General features: G+C 37.1%; 14 protein-coding genes. 7 read left to right on the top strand and 7 right to left on the bottom strand.

The window, feature by feature from the left end:
- Positions 1-53 precede the first annotated feature (53 nt).
- From AC0L3Q_RS01785 to AC0L3Q_RS01770, 4 genes are all read right to left on the bottom strand, one after another.
- Entirely contained in the window at positions 54-578 is a 525-nt protein-coding gene (locus tag AC0L3Q_RS01785) for a DUF4136 domain-containing protein (RefSeq protein WP_473284576.1), read from the bottom strand.
- A gap of 214 nt (positions 579-792) precedes the next feature.
- The gene (locus AC0L3Q_RS01780; RefSeq protein ID WP_473284574.1) at positions 793-1,983 is read right to left on the bottom strand and encodes a DUF5018 domain-containing protein; all 1,191 of its coding nucleotides are present in this window, start codon (positions 1,981-1,983) and stop codon (positions 793-795) included.
- Between the two features lie 198 nt (positions 1,984-2,181).
- Entirely contained in the window at positions 2,182-3,525 is a 1,344-nt protein-coding gene (gene gdhA / locus AC0L3Q_RS01775; RefSeq protein WP_473284572.1) for an NADP-specific glutamate dehydrogenase, read from the bottom strand.
- Between the two features lie 99 nt (positions 3,526-3,624).
- Entirely contained in the window at positions 3,625-4,764 is a 1,140-nt protein-coding gene (locus AC0L3Q_RS01770; RefSeq protein WP_473284570.1) for a cystathionine gamma-synthase, read from the bottom strand.
- Between the two features lie 197 nt (positions 4,765-4,961).
- Here AC0L3Q_RS01770 and AC0L3Q_RS01765 point away from each other — a divergent pair, with 197 nt between their 5' ends.
- Entirely contained in the window at positions 4,962-5,741 is a 780-nt protein-coding gene (locus AC0L3Q_RS01765) for a DUF3298 and DUF4163 domain-containing protein (RefSeq protein ID WP_473284568.1), read from the top strand.
- Here AC0L3Q_RS01765 and AC0L3Q_RS01760 read toward each other — a convergent pair.
- Together AC0L3Q_RS01760 and AC0L3Q_RS01755 are read right to left on the bottom strand one after the other, a co-directional pair.
- Positions 5,717-7,234 (bottom strand): serine hydrolase, encoded by a 1,518-nt coding sequence (locus tag AC0L3Q_RS01760; RefSeq protein WP_473284566.1) that lies wholly within the window; start codon positions 7,232-7,234, stop codon positions 5,717-5,719. The genes AC0L3Q_RS01765 and AC0L3Q_RS01760 overlap by 25 nt on opposite strands.
- Positions 7,235-7,276: 42 nt before the next feature.
- Positions 7,277-7,732, bottom strand: a complete 456-nt coding sequence (locus AC0L3Q_RS01755; RefSeq protein WP_473284565.1) for a DinB family protein — start codon at positions 7,730-7,732, stop codon at positions 7,277-7,279.
- Positions 7,733-7,820: 88 nt separating this feature from the next.
- Here AC0L3Q_RS01755 and AC0L3Q_RS01750 point away from each other — a divergent pair, with 88 nt between their 5' ends.
- On the top strand, positions 7,821-8,174 hold the full coding sequence (locus AC0L3Q_RS01750; protein WP_473284563.1) for an arsenate reductase family protein: 354 nt from the start codon (positions 7,821-7,823) through the stop codon (positions 8,172-8,174).
- Positions 8,167-9,060 (top strand): DMT family transporter, encoded by an 894-nt coding sequence (locus tag AC0L3Q_RS01745; protein WP_473284562.1) that lies wholly within the window; start codon positions 8,167-8,169, stop codon positions 9,058-9,060. Before AC0L3Q_RS01750 ends, AC0L3Q_RS01745 begins: the two co-directional genes overlap by 8 nt.
- Here AC0L3Q_RS01745 and AC0L3Q_RS01740 read toward each other — a convergent pair.
- Positions 9,052-9,528 (bottom strand): acyl-CoA thioesterase, encoded by a 477-nt coding sequence (locus AC0L3Q_RS01740; RefSeq protein WP_073319806.1) that lies wholly within the window; start codon positions 9,526-9,528, stop codon positions 9,052-9,054. The two genes, AC0L3Q_RS01745 and AC0L3Q_RS01740, sit on opposite strands and share 9 nt — an antisense overlap.
- A 136-nt stretch (positions 9,529-9,664) precedes the next feature.
- On the opposite strand from AC0L3Q_RS01740, the gene AC0L3Q_RS01735 reads away from it, so the two are divergent.
- From AC0L3Q_RS01735 to AC0L3Q_RS01720, 4 genes are all read left to right on the top strand, one after another.
- Entirely contained in the window at positions 9,665-10,666 is a 1,002-nt protein-coding gene (locus AC0L3Q_RS01735) for a bestrophin family protein (RefSeq protein ID WP_473284560.1), read from the top strand.
- Complete coding sequence (locus AC0L3Q_RS01730; protein ID WP_473284559.1) at positions 10,666-11,634, top strand: YheT family hydrolase; 969 nt, start codon at positions 10,666-10,668, stop codon at positions 11,632-11,634. Before AC0L3Q_RS01735 ends, AC0L3Q_RS01730 begins: the two co-directional genes overlap by 1 nt.
- Positions 11,635-11,906: 272 nt before the next feature.
- The gene (locus AC0L3Q_RS01725; RefSeq protein WP_473284558.1) at positions 11,907-15,482 is read left to right on the top strand and encodes a S8 family serine peptidase; all 3,576 of its coding nucleotides are present in this window, start codon (positions 11,907-11,909) and stop codon (positions 15,480-15,482) included.
- Positions 15,483-15,619: 137 nt separating this feature from the next.
- Positions 15,620-16,450 carry a helix-turn-helix domain-containing protein gene (locus AC0L3Q_RS01720; protein WP_473284557.1) on the top strand — a complete coding sequence of 277 codons (831 nt, stop codon included), beginning with the start codon at positions 15,620-15,622 and terminating at the stop codon, positions 16,448-16,450.
- Positions 16,451-16,494: the final 44 nt, after the last annotated feature.

The following is a 16,494-nucleotide window of genomic DNA, read 5'->3' as shown; positions in this document are numbered from 1 at the left end:
GTAATCAAAAATAGGGGTATTCTCTTTGTTTTTGAAACAAGATATTTATGTCATCATTTCTTTTTAGGTGGATATTTTGAAAATGTTTTTTGCATAATTTTCAAAAAGAAATTTTCTCTATTCTCAGGTTTGGCGTTCATATTAAATCTTCCTTCAGAAATCGCTTGCCATACTAGATTGTTACTTCCTACATCCACAAAATCGGTAGTAATACCAAGAAATGTTTGCGGGCCACCGATTGGGATTGATCCACCAACTCCTACTCCAATCCCACGATTTCCTCTTCCTATACCCACACCTATGTTATTATTAGATGCCTGTTCAAACAATCTGGTTTTAAAGTTAATGTAGATGTCAGGCGTGTTTGACGGAGTAAAACCAATGGACTGTAGCACTGCTTCTGTACTACGAATCAACCTTTTTTCATCTAACTCGTTTAATCCAGAATTCATTTCGGGATAAAAAGCATACGTTTTATATTTCGAAAAATCCTGCTGCTCATCATAATCATAGTTCACATAACTACTACCACAAGAAACAAGACCTAAGGATAACCACAATAAAATAATCTTTTTCATCTGTTTATATTTATTGTTTTTTAATAGGTCAGATGGAATCACCATATCATCATTTCGGTGGGTATCCACTTAATTGTTATGGCTTATTTCATCTGTACTTTTTTATAAAAGTACATAACAAATTGTTACGTGCTAGCTATTTATATGGGATATATTAAAAAATCCGTCTGAAACTAGTCTCAAACGGATTTCTTAGGTCTTAGATCATATTTTTTTATTGCTTCCCGTCAAATCTGAAGTTAAAATGCCATGGATGATCAAACCAAACGTGCCAATCTTCTAAAGTGGTATTGTCTATTTTTCTAGATTGACCACTATATCCTGTAGCACCACACACTCCAGAATCTGCATTTGCATTTCCTGTAGATCCCGAATTTATCTTAAGTTCTTCTCCATCCACTAAATAATAGGTAAAAACATAAGGAGTGTTCTTTTTCATGAACAGATTCAATGAAGACAAATCAAAATCAATCCACCCTCCATTAAAAACACCTGTTAATCTTGTAATTGTAGATGCGAGAATGTTTCCATCGATATCTCTGATATTCAGTTTTAAGTCTAAGTCAAGATCTCCGTTTTCTGTACTTGTTCCATTTCCTCTGAAAGCATCATCCAAATAAAAACTAAAACGAGTTGGATACGTATCATTTTGCAATAGCACCGTTTGTCCTGTACCTACATTTCTTGGCGCTATCCCTCCTGGGTTAGCATCTCCTTCTCGATCATCACCTCCAAACCATTTGTTTGCGTTCCTGATTTCACATTTAGCCTCATAATCCTCATCCATTAACTCTAAAGTAACTACATACTCTCTAGTCTCTCCATTTTCGGCAGTGACGGTAAAAGCCACTGGATTTGTAAAATCTGAGATACTTTCCGGATCAGGGCTTATCGTTGCCTTTTTAGAAATTACAATAGTACTTGAAACTGAAGTCAAGTCGGTATCAGGCAACACTCTTTGGTTAATAGCTCCTGTTTCTTCATTGATATCAACCATTGTCTCAAAAATGTTTGTTGTAAGCTCAAAAGATACCATTGAATTCTCTGGACTTAATTCTCCATCAATAGCAACAACATATTTGTTTTCGTCCCCGTTTTCTGCTGTAACAATAAATTCAATTGGCCCGGTTAAAGCAGTTATCGAAGCTGGATCTGGGTTTATGGTAGCTTTTTCTGAAATTAGTACATCCAATTTCACATTGTTTTCATCTACCTGAAACGGTAACACCCCTTTGATCTGATTATCGATAACGTCAAAATTCTGTTCGTAATCACCACTAATCACTTTAAATGAGATGATAAAATTATCATCGCTCAAGGTAATCTCGCCATCATTACATGAAGTATTGATCAATAAAATTGCAAGAAGAATGGCACTTCCTAATCGTAATAATGTTTTTGTCATTTGTCCTAAATTTGGTTTTAAAATTTGTTTATGTGCTATCCTTAAGTGACCAAATGATAGTAGTTGTTACCTATCAATTTTGATTTTTTTGAAAAAATTTCAGAGTATAAAAAGTGACAAAAAAAGTACCGCTAAAACAGAAAAAACAAAAGCCGTTCGGGAATCCCGAACGGCTTTTATCAAACTATGTTATTTTATTTAGATCACTCCTTGTGCAAGCATAGCGTCTGCCACTTTTACGAACCCAGCAATGTTAGCTCCTTTTACATAATCTACATAACCATCGCTATCTGTACCGTATTCTAAACAAGCTTTATGGATATCACCCATAATCTGCTTCAGTTTTTGATCTACTTCTTCTCTGGTCCAGTTAAAACGCAAAGAGTTTTGTGTCATCTCTAATCCCGAAGTTGCTACACCACCTGCATTTGATGCTTTACCTGGTGCAAAGAAAATCTTAGCCTCGTGGAATGCAGCAATCGCTTCTGGAGTACTTGGCATATTAGCTCCTTCACTTACACATGCACATCCGTTAGCAATAAGTGTTTTTGCATCATCTCCATTTAATTCATTTTGTGTAGCACATGGTAATGCGATATCACATTTCTCTCCCCATGGAGTTTTTCCTTTATGGAAAACAGCAGAAGGGTATTTTTCTACGTACTCATGGATACGACCTCTTCTTACATTTTTAAGCTCCATAACAAAGGCTAGTTTTTCTTGGTCGATACCATCTTTGTCGTAAATATATCCTGAAGAATCAGAAAGCGTAACTACTTTTGCTCCTAGTTGAGTCGCTTTTTCTGTAGCATATTGTGCTACATTACCTGATCCAGAAACGGTAACTGTTTTTCCTGCAAAAGAATCCCCTTTGGTCTCTAGCATATTTTGAGCAAAATAAACCGCACCATAACCAGTTGCTTCAGGTCTAATCAATGATCCTCCCCATGTAATTCCTTTTCCTGTAAGTACTCCGGTAAACTCATTCTTCATTCTTCTGTATTTCCCGAATAGGAATCCGATTTCGCGAGTACCTACACCTATATCTCCCGCAGGAACATCAGTATTTGGACCGATATGTCTGTACAATTCACTCATGAAACTATGACAAAAACGCATTACTTCGGCATCAGATTTTCCTTTAGGATCGAAATCCGAACCTCCTTTACCACCTCCCATAGGAAGTGTCGTTAAGCTATTTTTGAATACTTGTTCGAAAGCCAAGAATTTCAGAATACTCAAATTCACAGATGGATGAAAACGAAGTCCTCCTTTGTATGGTCCGATAGCAGAATTCATCTGGATTCTATATCCTCTATTGACATGAATTTCTCCCTGGTCATCTACCCAAGGCACACGGAACATGATCACCCTTTCTGGCTCCACCATTCGTAACAGAATGTTTTTGCCATTATAAATTTCATTTTTGGCAATGTAAGGGATCACAGTTTCTGCTACCTCTTGCACAGCTTGTAAGAACTCTGGCTCATATTGATTACGAGCTCTTACTTCTTCCATAAATGCATCGATTTTTGCTTGCATATGTTAAAGAATTAATGGATTCTTATTTGATAAGTAAAATTTGGTCTCAAAGATATGATATTCTTAAAAAACCATGTCTGTTTTTTTGAATTTAATAACTTACCCTATCGCTTGTTCTAAATCTGCAATAAGATCATCTACATCTTCTATACCTACACTCAATCGAATTAACGAATCAACAACCCCGGTTTTTTCTCTTTCTTCTTTCGGTATAGAAGCATGTGTCATACTTGCAGGATGTCCTGCAAGGCTTTCTACTCCTCCCAATGACTCTGCTAGCGTAAAAATCTTTAAGTTTTCTACGATTTTGATTGCACTTTCATAATCGCTTCCTTTTGGTACAAAAGAAATCATTCCTCCAAAACCATCCATTTGCTTCTTGGCAATATCATGATTTGGATGATCTTCAAAACCTGGCCAATATACTTTTTCGATTTTTGAGTGATTCCTTAAATATTTTGCAATTGCCTCACCATTTTCACAATGGCGTTGCATACGAATGTGTAATGTTTTGATCCCACGAAGCGCAAGGAAACTATCCTGTGGACCACAAACTGCACCGCTGGCGTTTTGTATGAAATACAATTTCTCTGCAACAGCATCATCTTTTACAATAAGCGCTCCCATTACCAAGTCGCTATGTCCTCCTATATATTTGGTAGCACTGTGCATTACGATATCAGCTCCCAAATCCAGTGGCCTTTGCAAATATGGTGTAGCAAAGGTATTATCTACAGCCAACAAAATATTGTATTTTTTGGCAACACCAGCTATTGCTTTGATATTAATGATATTCATCATTGGGTTTGTTGGCGTCTCTACCCAGATCAGTTTTGTATGATCATTTACATAACGCTCTACCTTATCTGCATTGTTCATCCCAATAAAATGGAACTTAATACCAAAGTCTTCAAAAATCTTGGTAAACAAACGGTAGGTCCCTCCATATAAATCATTGGTAGAAATTACCTCATCACCAGGCTTTAATAATTTAATAACTGCATCAATTGCTGCCAATCCTGATCCAAATGCCAATCCATGTTTTCCATTTTCAATACTGGCTAATGCATTTTCTAAGGCTTGTCGTGTTGGGTTATGTGTCCTACTATATTCAAACCCTTTATGCCCTCCTGGTGTGGTTTGCGCATATGTTGAGGTTTGGTAAATTGGCGGCATCACTGCTCCATATGCTGGATCGTGTTGCTGTCCCCCGTGTATAGTTTTGGTATTAAATTTCATATGTTTAAGTATCGTTTCAAATGTCAAATGGAACTCGCTAACTCATTGTTTTCGATTCTGGTCAAAAACTTTGCTATAACTCTTTACATTTATTTGTACATTTTTACGAGAAAAAATAACTTGCTTTTTTGTTAAAAAACTGAACAAATGTATGATTTAATTCGTTCTAATCATATATCAATGAATATCTTTAGTAGATGATTAACACAAAACCTAACAACCGACTTTTTTCATTATTTTTTGTCTCATTTGTATTGTTGCTTCAAGCCTGTAATACCAATGAATCTTTCACTTTTGAAAAACAAAATATCACCAACAAAACACACTCTATTTGTGAAGGAGAGGCTTGTCCCACAGTAGATATTCATCTCGTTAATATTGTAAATGACAGTCCTATTTGTAAAAACATAAATAAGGAAATTGAAAAAGCCGCTTGCGCAGTACTGAACCTGGAGGAAAACTCATCTTCGACAGAAATAAAACAAGCGATCAAACGATTTAACCGATCTTATCAGGAGGCGCGTCAAGAATTCCCAGAAGAAATTCCTCCTTATGAAGTATCAATAGACTCTGAGGTGAGTTTTCAATGCCAAAGTATGCTCTCTATATTGATGGACTCTTATGTCTTTACCGGTGGAGCACATGGCTACGGAGCGGTTTCATTTATTAATATAGATCGCAAAACCGGATTACCTATTAAAAACAAAAATTTGTTTAGGGATTATAGCGCTTTCAAAGATTATGCTGAACGTGTATTTAGATCCACTTATGAAATCCTGCAGAGTGAATCCATTAATAGCACTGGTTTCTTTTTTGAAAATGATGCCTTTGCACTTCCAGAAAATATAGGATTCACGGATACGGCAGTAATTTTGTATTACAACACTTACCAAATCAGTTCGTATGCCGAAGGACCAATAGAAATCAAAATGAATAAAGAAGACGTAGCTTCTTATTTTGCCTTTGATATTTTATAATCTGGTTTTGTCTCTTCTAACCAGTTTTCGGCTTCAACGATATACCAATTCCTAGAAAAGTTATTTGCTTCAACAATTTGACGAAAATGAAAGAATGCTTTTTCGACATCCCCTTTCCTATCAAAATATGTTCCCATATACATATGTAGATAAGGATTTTGTGGATCTTGTTTCAGTAAATGCACCCCTATTTTCTCTATTTGTTGATCAAAATCATTAAAAGGCTCCATATCCCTGTAAAATGCAACGTCTTTCAAAAAAGAAAGGGTATGCATAAGATTAATATCTGCATAATCCAGATAGTTAGGAAACTCTAAAAATACTTTACTGAGAAGTAATTTACTGGTTTCCATATGTTTCACATCAAACCGAGCCATAAAAGAAGAAGCTAACGCTTGCGACAGCAGTTTTTTTCGATAAAATTCTTGATTTGTATATGCTTGTTCAGTTGTAGTAGATGCCTCTGTCTCCAAAAGTGGCATATCTGCAAATTGGTAGACATAGTTCTTCAAAAAACTTAACGCAAAAAGTGAAGATGTAACATCGCCATAGATCAATCTTGCCGGATCGCTCATTAAGTTATTGTTGGCTAACAAAATAAGAGACAAATTTTTTGAAGGAACTTTCAACCACAACCCTGAATAACAATCATATTGCCCGTAGCCCCAAATCAAAGGTTCGCCCTGAAATTTCTGACTAAAAATGCCATATCCATAAGGCAAATCTTCTTCAACACCTTTGAATAACAACTCTTTGGATTCCTTAGAAATCAGCATATCCCGATCCAAGGCATTATTAAAAACACTTAAGTCTTTCAAATTAGATACAATCCCCGCCGAAGAAGAAGATCCATAATCCACAAAACCTTTTGTAATAGTACCTTCTTCCAGAATGTATGGCTGTGCTATCGTAAAATTACTTTCAGCTAGTTGCAAAGAATCCTTAAGTAAAAATGTGTTTTTCAAGCCCAAAGGATCAAATATCTCTGCCTTCACATACGCCTCAAAAGTATCTCCAGACGCTTCTTCGATGATCTTGGTAAGCACTCCAAAACGAGAACTATAATAAAAATGTTTTCCTACCTCATCACCTTGAGAAGTATGGGATAAAACATGTTTGACTAATATAGGTTCTTTAATGGGTAGGTTAGGGAAATAGGTTTTTAAGGAATCGTCCAAAGACAATTTCCCTTGCTCAACGAGTTTCATCAATACCACTCCCGAAAAGACCTTGGTTATTGAAGCTATAGGGAATACTATTTCGGCATCAAGGGTAATCTTACGCTCTACATCCGAAACTCCAAAATAGGCCTCCTGTACAATTTCTTCACCTTCCTGAACAACGACAGCCAAGCCAGGAATTTTAAAAAAATCTTGAAGTTGAAGGAGTTCCTGCTCAAAATTCTTGGCTGCATCAAACTTTGGTGGTTCTTCTTTGGCACAACTAATAAACAACAATCCTAAAAGGAAAAGATACCCATGGTGTTTCATCATGATTTTTGATTTATTGAACCCTATTTCTTCACCAAAAATGGCTTACAAGGCCTTTTTCAATGCCAAAATATATCCAAAGTGAATTCCTTCATGAAAATTATTGAAATTCATGGCATCTTTTATAGATTTTAACACAAAACCAGTACTGGTAGGATACTCCTGGAAGCTTTTAAAAATTCCCGCTTCAATATCTTTTTCGGTTTGATCCAAGGTTGTAAATAAAAGCGAACGTACCTGATCTACTTCTTCTTGAGATACCGCACCTTCAGTCCTTGTCCCTTTTTTAAATCTAGCCACCATTTCATCACTCACCATCATCGGTAGCCCACTTAATTTATAGGCTAACAGTTGCTGTGTAACGATAACGTGGGCAATGTTCCAGATTAAATTGTTTTGAAATCCTTCTGGAACGGTATTGAGTTGCTCTAGTGAATGAGCGTTAAGAATTTTTTCTAGTAAACGGCGATTCGTGCGTGTAATTTCTAAAAGATGTTGCATGAAGTTCTTAATTTTTAGCCAAAAATATAAGTTTTAATTCTTAAATGAATTTCCTTTGTGATGATTTTGACATTAAATAATTTCAGCTGTGAAAAAATTATACCATCTCTCTACTTGTGATACTTGCAAACGCATCATCAACGAATTAGAACTTCCTTCAGAAGTTGTATTGCAGGATATCAAAACAGAAGCGATCACCAACGAACAAATTCAGGAAATGCACAAGCTAGCTGGAAGCTACGAAGCTTTATTCAGCAAACGCGCCAGATTATATAAAGAGCGTGATCTCAAAAATCAAAATCTTACCGAAGAGGATTATAAAAACTTGATCCTTGAGCACTACACATTCTTAAAACGCCCGGTGTTTATTCACGATCAGCAGATTTTTGTTGGAAATAGTAAAAAAGTGGTAGCCGAAGCAAAAGAAGCCATACATGGATAAAAGAACTGCAGCATTACTTGCTGCCTTTGGTGCCAGTTTGATTTATGCAGTAAATCATACCGTTGCCAAAGGAATCATGCCTACGTATATTAAACCCTTTGGGTTTATTTTGCTACGGGTAGTTGGTGCTGCTGCTTTGTTTTGGATTGCCGCAATCTGGGCGCCTAAAGAAAAAATTGATCGTAAAGATTGGCCCAGAATACTAGGATGTACCGTTTTTGGAATGGTCATCAACATGTTGATGTTTTTTAAAGGATTACAACTCTCTACCCCGATTAATAGTTCGGTAATGATTACCATATCTCCGATTATGGTATTTATCCTTTCGGCCATCTTTATAAAAGAAAAAATCACCATTCTAAGAACCATAGGAATATTACTAGGGTTTTCTGGAGCACTAGGACTTATTCTTTTTGGTGCCGAAGTGCGTCAAGACGCTCCAAATATCCCTTTAGGAAATGCCCTTTTTATTATCAACGCAGCCTCTTATGCGATTTATTTGGTAATGGTAAAACCGCTTACCGCCAAGTACCACTCTTTTACATTAATGAAATGGTTTTTTCTACTCGCCATAGTGATTAACTTTCCGGTGACTATCTCAGAATTTAATGAGGTAGCTTGGACATCTCTTCCATTCGATGTGATTTTGAAAATGGCTTTTGTAGTCGTGGGTACTACCTTCTTTACCTATTTACTAAATGTTTTTGCATTAAAAACACTAAAAGCCTCTACCATTGGAGCATTTATCTATTTGCAACCTTTGCTCGCCATTAGTTTTGCCATGGCTATGGGAGCAGACTCTTTGAATCTGATTAAAGTGATCTCGGCTGTCTTGGTGTTTATCGGTGTCTACCTGGTCACCAAAAAACCTAAGGCTCTACCCTAAATCTACAGGTTTTTTATTAAACCTTCTGGTATCTTCTTTGGTAAGAATTTTAAAATCAGACGGACGTTCTATCTTATCCATAAATTTCATCATCTCTTCTGGTAGTGGGATTAGTTTTCTACTCCCCAGATCCATCCACGCTCCCATCATTTCGCATTGCGCAAAATTTCTTCCTTTATAGTCGTAGAAGTTGTGCCTAAATTCAAAAAACATTCCATCTTCACTAAGGCCAGAGACTTCTAGAGAAACTCGTACCGGAGGTCCATAAAAAACCTCTTTGAAGTAATAGATATGCTCATAAAAAACCACAGGCCCAACATTGAACTTCCCTAATAATCTTCTGTCAAACCCTTGTTCTGACAAGAAAGACATACGAGTATGTGCAGCAAATTCTATATATGCCTTGTTTGCCAGGTGGCGATTAGCATCAATATCATTCCAACGGATTTCAAAATCTTTTATGTACATATCTTTGTTTTTTGCTTTACAAAAATACGAAACATTTTATTATGCGCGCATAATAAAAGAAGATGAGTTCTCTTCAAATCAAAGCAACACTTTGAAAAGGCACTTGGTATTCTTATTTTAGAACAAAAATTCACACATGTATATCAAAAGAAATATTGGTTGGGGACTTATCTTACGATTCGGGTGGAAAAACATCTTATTCTTTATTCTCTATTCTGGTGTGGTCTTCTCTGCCTATTATTTTTTGAATTGGACCTTTATTGATATCCCTTTCCAACCGCTAACTGTGATTGGGATTGCGGTTGCCTTTTATATCGGTTTTAAAAATAGTCAGAGTTACGATCGTTTTTGGGAAGGTCGAAAAATTTGGGGTGGTATCGTGAATTACTCCAGAACCTGGGCAAATCAGGTACTTTGTTTGGTGGAAGATGATCATCAAACCAAAAATGTTCTGATTCATCGCCATATTGCATGGATCAATGCGCTGCGCATACAATTGCGACAACCCACCTCCTTCTCGATCAAGGAGCACTCATCGGTAGAGAGCCTTTTCAAAAAACACGGGGAACAACAACCCGCTTGTGATGCTACCAAACAATTTGTTACGCAGGAGGAATATGAAGACTTATTAAACAGAAAAAATACAGCCACTCATATTGTAAAAAACCAAGGACTTCATATCAAAAAGTTATATAAAGAAGGTAAAATAACAGAATTTGACAAGCAATTATTTCATGGAGTTCTTGAAGAATTATATAACCTTCAGGGAAAATGCGAGCGTATTAAAAATACGCCCTTCCCTAGACAATATGCTTATTTCAGCACGGTGTTTACCTGGATTTTTGTACTCTTACTTCCTTTTGGAATGCTCAATGTTTTTGAATCTGAATTGGCAACTATGCCAGACGATATACAACGTTGGTTTATCTTTTTGATGATTCCTTTGTCTGTTTTAGTCTCCTGGGTGTTTACCACTATGGAAAAAATCGGAAGCAATAGTGAAGATCCTTTTGAAGGACGTGTCAATGATGTACCGATGACAGCATTATGCAGAACCATTGAAATTGATCTGCGAGACATGCTGGATGAAAAAGAGTTACCAGAAAAAGTAAAACCCAAAGACAATATCTTGTATTAATGCCAGTATTAGATTCTTCGTATACCCCTCCGCATCTGTTTAAGAATGGTCATTTTTCTACCATCTATCCTAATCTTTTCAGAAAAGTAAATGGAGTACAACAAACCAGAGAACGAGTAGAATTGGATGATGGAGATTTTATTGATTTGGATTGGAGTTATGCCCCCGGTAAAAACACTCAAAAATTAAGTGTTATTATTCATGGCCTTGAGGGTAATGCCCAGCGTCAATATATGGTGGGTCTTGCCAGGCATCTTAATCAAAACGGATGGGATACCGCTTTGGTGAACTTAAGAAACTGCAGTGGTGAAGTAAATCGACTCTATAGATCCTATAATGCCGGAGTTACTGAAGATGTAGCTCGTATTCTTCATCATATTTTAGCTACTCAACAATATAGCGCTATTACCCTTTGTGGTTTTAGCCTTGGTGGAAATCTAGTATTAAAATACATTGGTGAAAACCGAACTTTACCTACAGAACTGCAAGCGGCTATGGCCATATCCGCACCTTGCGATTTGTATAACTCTCTACAGGAAATAAATAAACCAAAAAACTTTGTATACGAACAACGCTTTATCAAACACCTGAAAGCAAAACTATATGAACGACAAGTTGTTTTTCCTGAGTACATTAGTAAATCACAAATAAAACAATGCAAATCGCTAATAGACATCGATAATCTATATACCAGCAAAGCGCATGGATACAAAGATGCTATTGATTACTATACCCAATGTAGTAGTAAACAGTTTTTGAAAAACATTGTCATTCCTACCTTAATTCTTAACGCAAAAAATGATTCCTTTTTGGGAGATCAATGCTATCCTTACACCGAGGCAAAAAAGAACGATCATGTGTTTCTTGAAGTCCCTGTTTACGGTGGGCATGTCGGTTTTTACAGCTCTGAATCAGTGTATTATAATGAAAAAAGAGCTTTAGAATTCTTCTCAAAACATACGTTATAGCTAATTAAAAAAAGAAGTTTTTTCCTACGTGTTTTTTATTTTAAACGAACGTTAAGGGGATGTTAAAGTAGTATGAAGATTTTTTTTCACTTAGTCGAAAATCTTTTTTTAATTAAGAATATTTTAAGAGTTTTGGCTGTTTTCTGAATTTTTTTCAGAGAATTCTAACCAATACTAACTCAAACTCAAAAAAAATGAAAAAAAGCTAAGGAAGTTTTAGCTTAGCTTTAAACTTCACACAAACCAAGTCGGGCGTACTTGCATTTTTTGTAATGCTCTTCCTAACAACCGGGCTTTTAGCGCAAACCACTGCAGAAAAAGCCAAAATTGCACAACAAACCAACTTAGCGAAATTGAACCAACTTCAAACCGATTTTTCAGAAAAGGCGGCTTTGGACAAAAAGAAAGCCATCCAAATGGCACAACGTAATGGTTGGCAAACCAAAATACAGGTAAAAGACAAAAGCTATTCTGAGCTTCAAAAAGTCGTTACTGTAGGAAATGAAGATTATGCCATCTATTATACTACTGAAAATGTAGATGCTGCTAGATCTACAAGAACAAATCACCTAAACTCTGGAGGATCCCTAGGGCTAAATCTTGATGGTCAAAATATGACTGCTCACGTTTGGGATGGTGGTCATGCTCGTGCCAGCCACCAGGAGTATGATGGTTCTGGAGGAAACAATCGTGTTACTATTCGGGATGCTGCCTCTGAAGGAGGTACACAATTGAATTTCCATGCAGCTCACGTAACCGGAACCGTAATGGCTTCTGGTGTACAGGCTAATGCAAAAGGAATGGCTCCTCATGCCAAAGTAGATGGATATATGTGGAATAATGATGCCGCAGAAGCCACTACTGCTGCTGCGAATGGGATGTTAATCTCTAACCACTCTTATGGTTTTAGAAGTGATCTAGTTCCTGATCAGTATTTTGGAGCGTATATCGATGAATCCAGAAATTGGGATGAGATCATGTTTAATGCACCTTTCTACCTAATGGTAGTTGCTGCAGGTAATGATGGTAACCAAAATAGCTACAATGGTTCTCCACTAGATGGGAACTCTTCTTACGATAAGTTAACCGGGCACTCAACATCAAAAAACAACTTGGTTGTTGCCAATGCTCAAGATGCCAATGTAAGCAGCAATGGATCTTTGGTAAGTGTATCTATCAACAGTTCTAGTAGTGAAGGTCCTACCGATGATTATCGAATCAAGCCAGATATTACTGGTAATGGTACAGGTGTATACTCTACCTATCAAAATAGTGATACGGCTTATAACAGTATTACTGGAACCTCTATGGCTTCGCCAAACGTAACAGGATCGTTACTATTATTACAACAGCATTACAACAACCTGAACGGAAACTTTATGAGAGCGGCAACCTTAAAAGGGATAGCGCTACATACAGCAGATGATGCAGGTCCTTCTGGACCAGATGCCGTTTACGGTTGGGGATTATTAAATGCTAAAGCTGCTGCAGAGGTTGTTACCAATGCAGGAAGTGGAGAATCTAGAATAGAAGAATTAACATTAAATAGTGGACAAAGTTATAGCATCACGGTTGATTCTGATGGTGTAAGCCCACTATTAGCTTCCATTTCTTGGACAGATCGTCCAGGTACTGCTACTACTGCTACTAACTCTAATACTCCTGTTCTTGTAAATGACTTGGATATCAGAGTTTCTAAAGGATCTACTACTTACGAACCTTATAAACTAACTAGTATTACTACCAATGGGACAGGAGATAACAATGTTGACCCTTATGAAAGAATTGATGTTGCTAGCGCTTCTGGAACTTATACAATTACAGTAACTCACAAAGGATCATTAACAGGTGGTAGCCAAAACTTCTCACTTGTGGTAACTGGATTGACTGGAACTCCTGTAGTTTGTAGTGCAACTGTTCCTACTGGAGTAGCTGCTTCAAATGTGTCTTATGATTCTGCTACTATTGGCTGGACTGCTGTACCAGCTGCTACATATGATGTAAGATATAGAGTTGCAGGAACTTCTGCATGGACTACAATTCAAGATGTTGGTGGAACTTCTACTGCATTATCTGGATTAACAGAATTAACTTCATACGAAGTACAAGTAAGAAGTAAATGTTCTGACGGAACTACTTCTAACTACAGCAGCACAGTAAGCTTTAGTACTCCAGAGTTCCAATTGGTATATTGTGATTCTAATGGACAAAGTGTAGCTGACGAATATATTGGTCGCGTACAATTAGAAGGTATCGACAATACCTCTGGAGCAGGAAATGGTGGTTATACTGACTTTACTTCAGTATCTACTGGACTTGCAAAAGGAGATACCTATACGATTACAGTAACACCAACCTGGAGCGGAACTACCTATAGTGAAGGATACAGCGTTTGGATTGATTATAACCAAAATGGAGTATTTACAGATGCTGGAGAGCAAGTATGGACTCAGTCTGCTACACAAACGACACCAGTAAGTGGATCATTCACAGTACCAACATCTGCTTTAGACGGAAATACAAGAATGCGTGTATCTATGAAATACAATGGAGTTCCAACTTCTTGTGAATCTTTCCAATATGGAGAAGTTGAAGATTACACGGTAACTATTGGAGGAGCAACACCAGATACTCAGGCGCCTACGGCTCCATCTGCACTAGCTGCGTCTAACGTTACTGAAACTACCTTAACACTGGGATGGACTGCATCTACAGATAATGTAGGAGTAACCGGATACGATGTATATCAAGGAAGTTCTGTCGTAACAAGCGTTACTACAACTACTGCTAATATCTCTGGATTAACTGCTAATACTGCTTATAGTTTCTATGTTGTAGCAAAAGATGCAGCTGGAAACGAATCTACAGCAAGTAATACTGTAAACGTAACTACAGCTGGTGGAGGAAGTGGTTCTGGATGTACAAATGGAATAAGCACATTCCCTTATGCTGAAGGATTTGAAAATACTATCGGTGCGTGGACACAATCTACATCAGATGATATTAACTGGACTGTAGATGCAAGTGGAACACCATCTAGAAATACAGGACCATCTAGTGCTGTACAAGGGTCTTATTACATCTTTGTAGAAGCTTCTGGAAACGGAACTGGATATCCTAACAAGCAAGCGATCATTACATCACCTTGTTTTGATCTTTCTGGACTTACTGAAGCTGGATTCTCTTTCAACTACCATATGTATGGTGCTAGCGATATGGGAAGTATCGCATTAGAAGCTAGTACAGATGAAGGTGCTACTTGGACTAGCATCTGGAGTGAAACTGGAAACAAAGGAAACTCTTGGCAGTCTGCCGATATAGATCTTGCTGCTTATGTTGGTGGAGGTTTACAACTTCGTTTCAACAGAATAACAGGAAGCACTTGGCAAGCTGATATTGCTATCGATAATGTAGAACTTACGAATACTGCAGGTGGTGGATCTGTTGATCAGTGTGCTGGTGTTCCAGAATGGAGCAGCACTCAAAGTTATCAACTGGGTGATAGAGTTACTTATCAAGGAAGTCTATACGAAAGAACAGCTACGGGATGGAACAATCTTGGACCATGTGGAGCGACTACTTCATTGTATACAACTTTCAACGATGTATCAGGACCTCCTGTAATCAATATCGATCAGTTTGTATTGGCGCCAAACCCTGCTCGTTCTGTATTGAATATTACCATGAGTAGCAAAGCTAGTTCTCATGACTACCAAATCCTAAATATCTTAGGACAAGTAGTAGATCAAGGTACTTTTACCAACACTATTGATATTCAAAAATTAGAAGCTGGAACGTATTTGTTAACAGTGGACGCAAATATGATGAAACGTTTTATCAAAGAATAGAACGAATAAACAATCAAACAATGAAAAACCCTAAAGTTTATGACTTTAGGGTTTTTTGATACCAAGTATTACTATTTTCTACAAGTTGGTAATACTTACAACCATTGCTTATCTTAGAGGAATCAATCATCCAGCTCATGATCTTCGAAACACATACCCTCAATCAACCGCTAGACCTTTATCTCGAATCGGTATTCCATTTTAAGCACTTCACTCCAGACCATTCTATAGAACGTGTTGTTCCTACCGGGCATCTATTCCTTATTTTTGAATTGGACGGAATACCTCGTCAAACATTCGATAATAAAACATTGCAACCCAACCGTACCTATACCAAAGTATGGATATCAGGAATGCATAAAAACTACTTATCGATTTCTGCCCATCAGGATTCAGAAATGTTTGTCATGCAGTTTAAGGCTTTTGGAGCATATCCATTTTTGCATACCCCCATCAATGAACTCAACAACCAAGTTGTCGATGCAGAAACCATCTTTGGAAACGATATCTTGGAGCTAAGGGAACAACTTCTTCACAAAGCTTCTTCTTCCGAAAAATTTGAACTGGTAGAGCAATGGTTATTGCAACAGTATCAAGAAAATAAAACACCACCAAACACATTACTCGAGATCATTGCAAAGTTTACCAATAACCCCTTATCCGAACATAACACTATTGTCGAAACCTACCCCAAAACACAAAAACATCTGATTAGTCAATTCAAAAAGTTCTGTGGTCTTACTCCCAAAGTATTTCATCGCATTGTACGTTTCAATGAAATTCTTCAGCTTATCCATACCCAGCAAAAAATTCGATGGTCGCAAATTGCCTATCAATGTGGTTATACCGATCAATCCCATTTTATTAAGGAATTCAAAGAGTTTTCGGGATTCAATCCCAAAGAATTTATCTCTTTAGAATTCAATAATGACGAACCCAACTTCTTCCCTTTGGATCGAAAAGGTTAATTTTTTACTATACCCGTATAACAAGGTTTACCTAATTTGTAGCA

This window comes from Aquimarina sp. KJ22-3 (genome assembly GCF_055808215.1).
The sequence above is the reverse complement of the archived record's forward strand: the minus strand, read 5'-3'. Positions and strand labels throughout refer to the sequence as shown.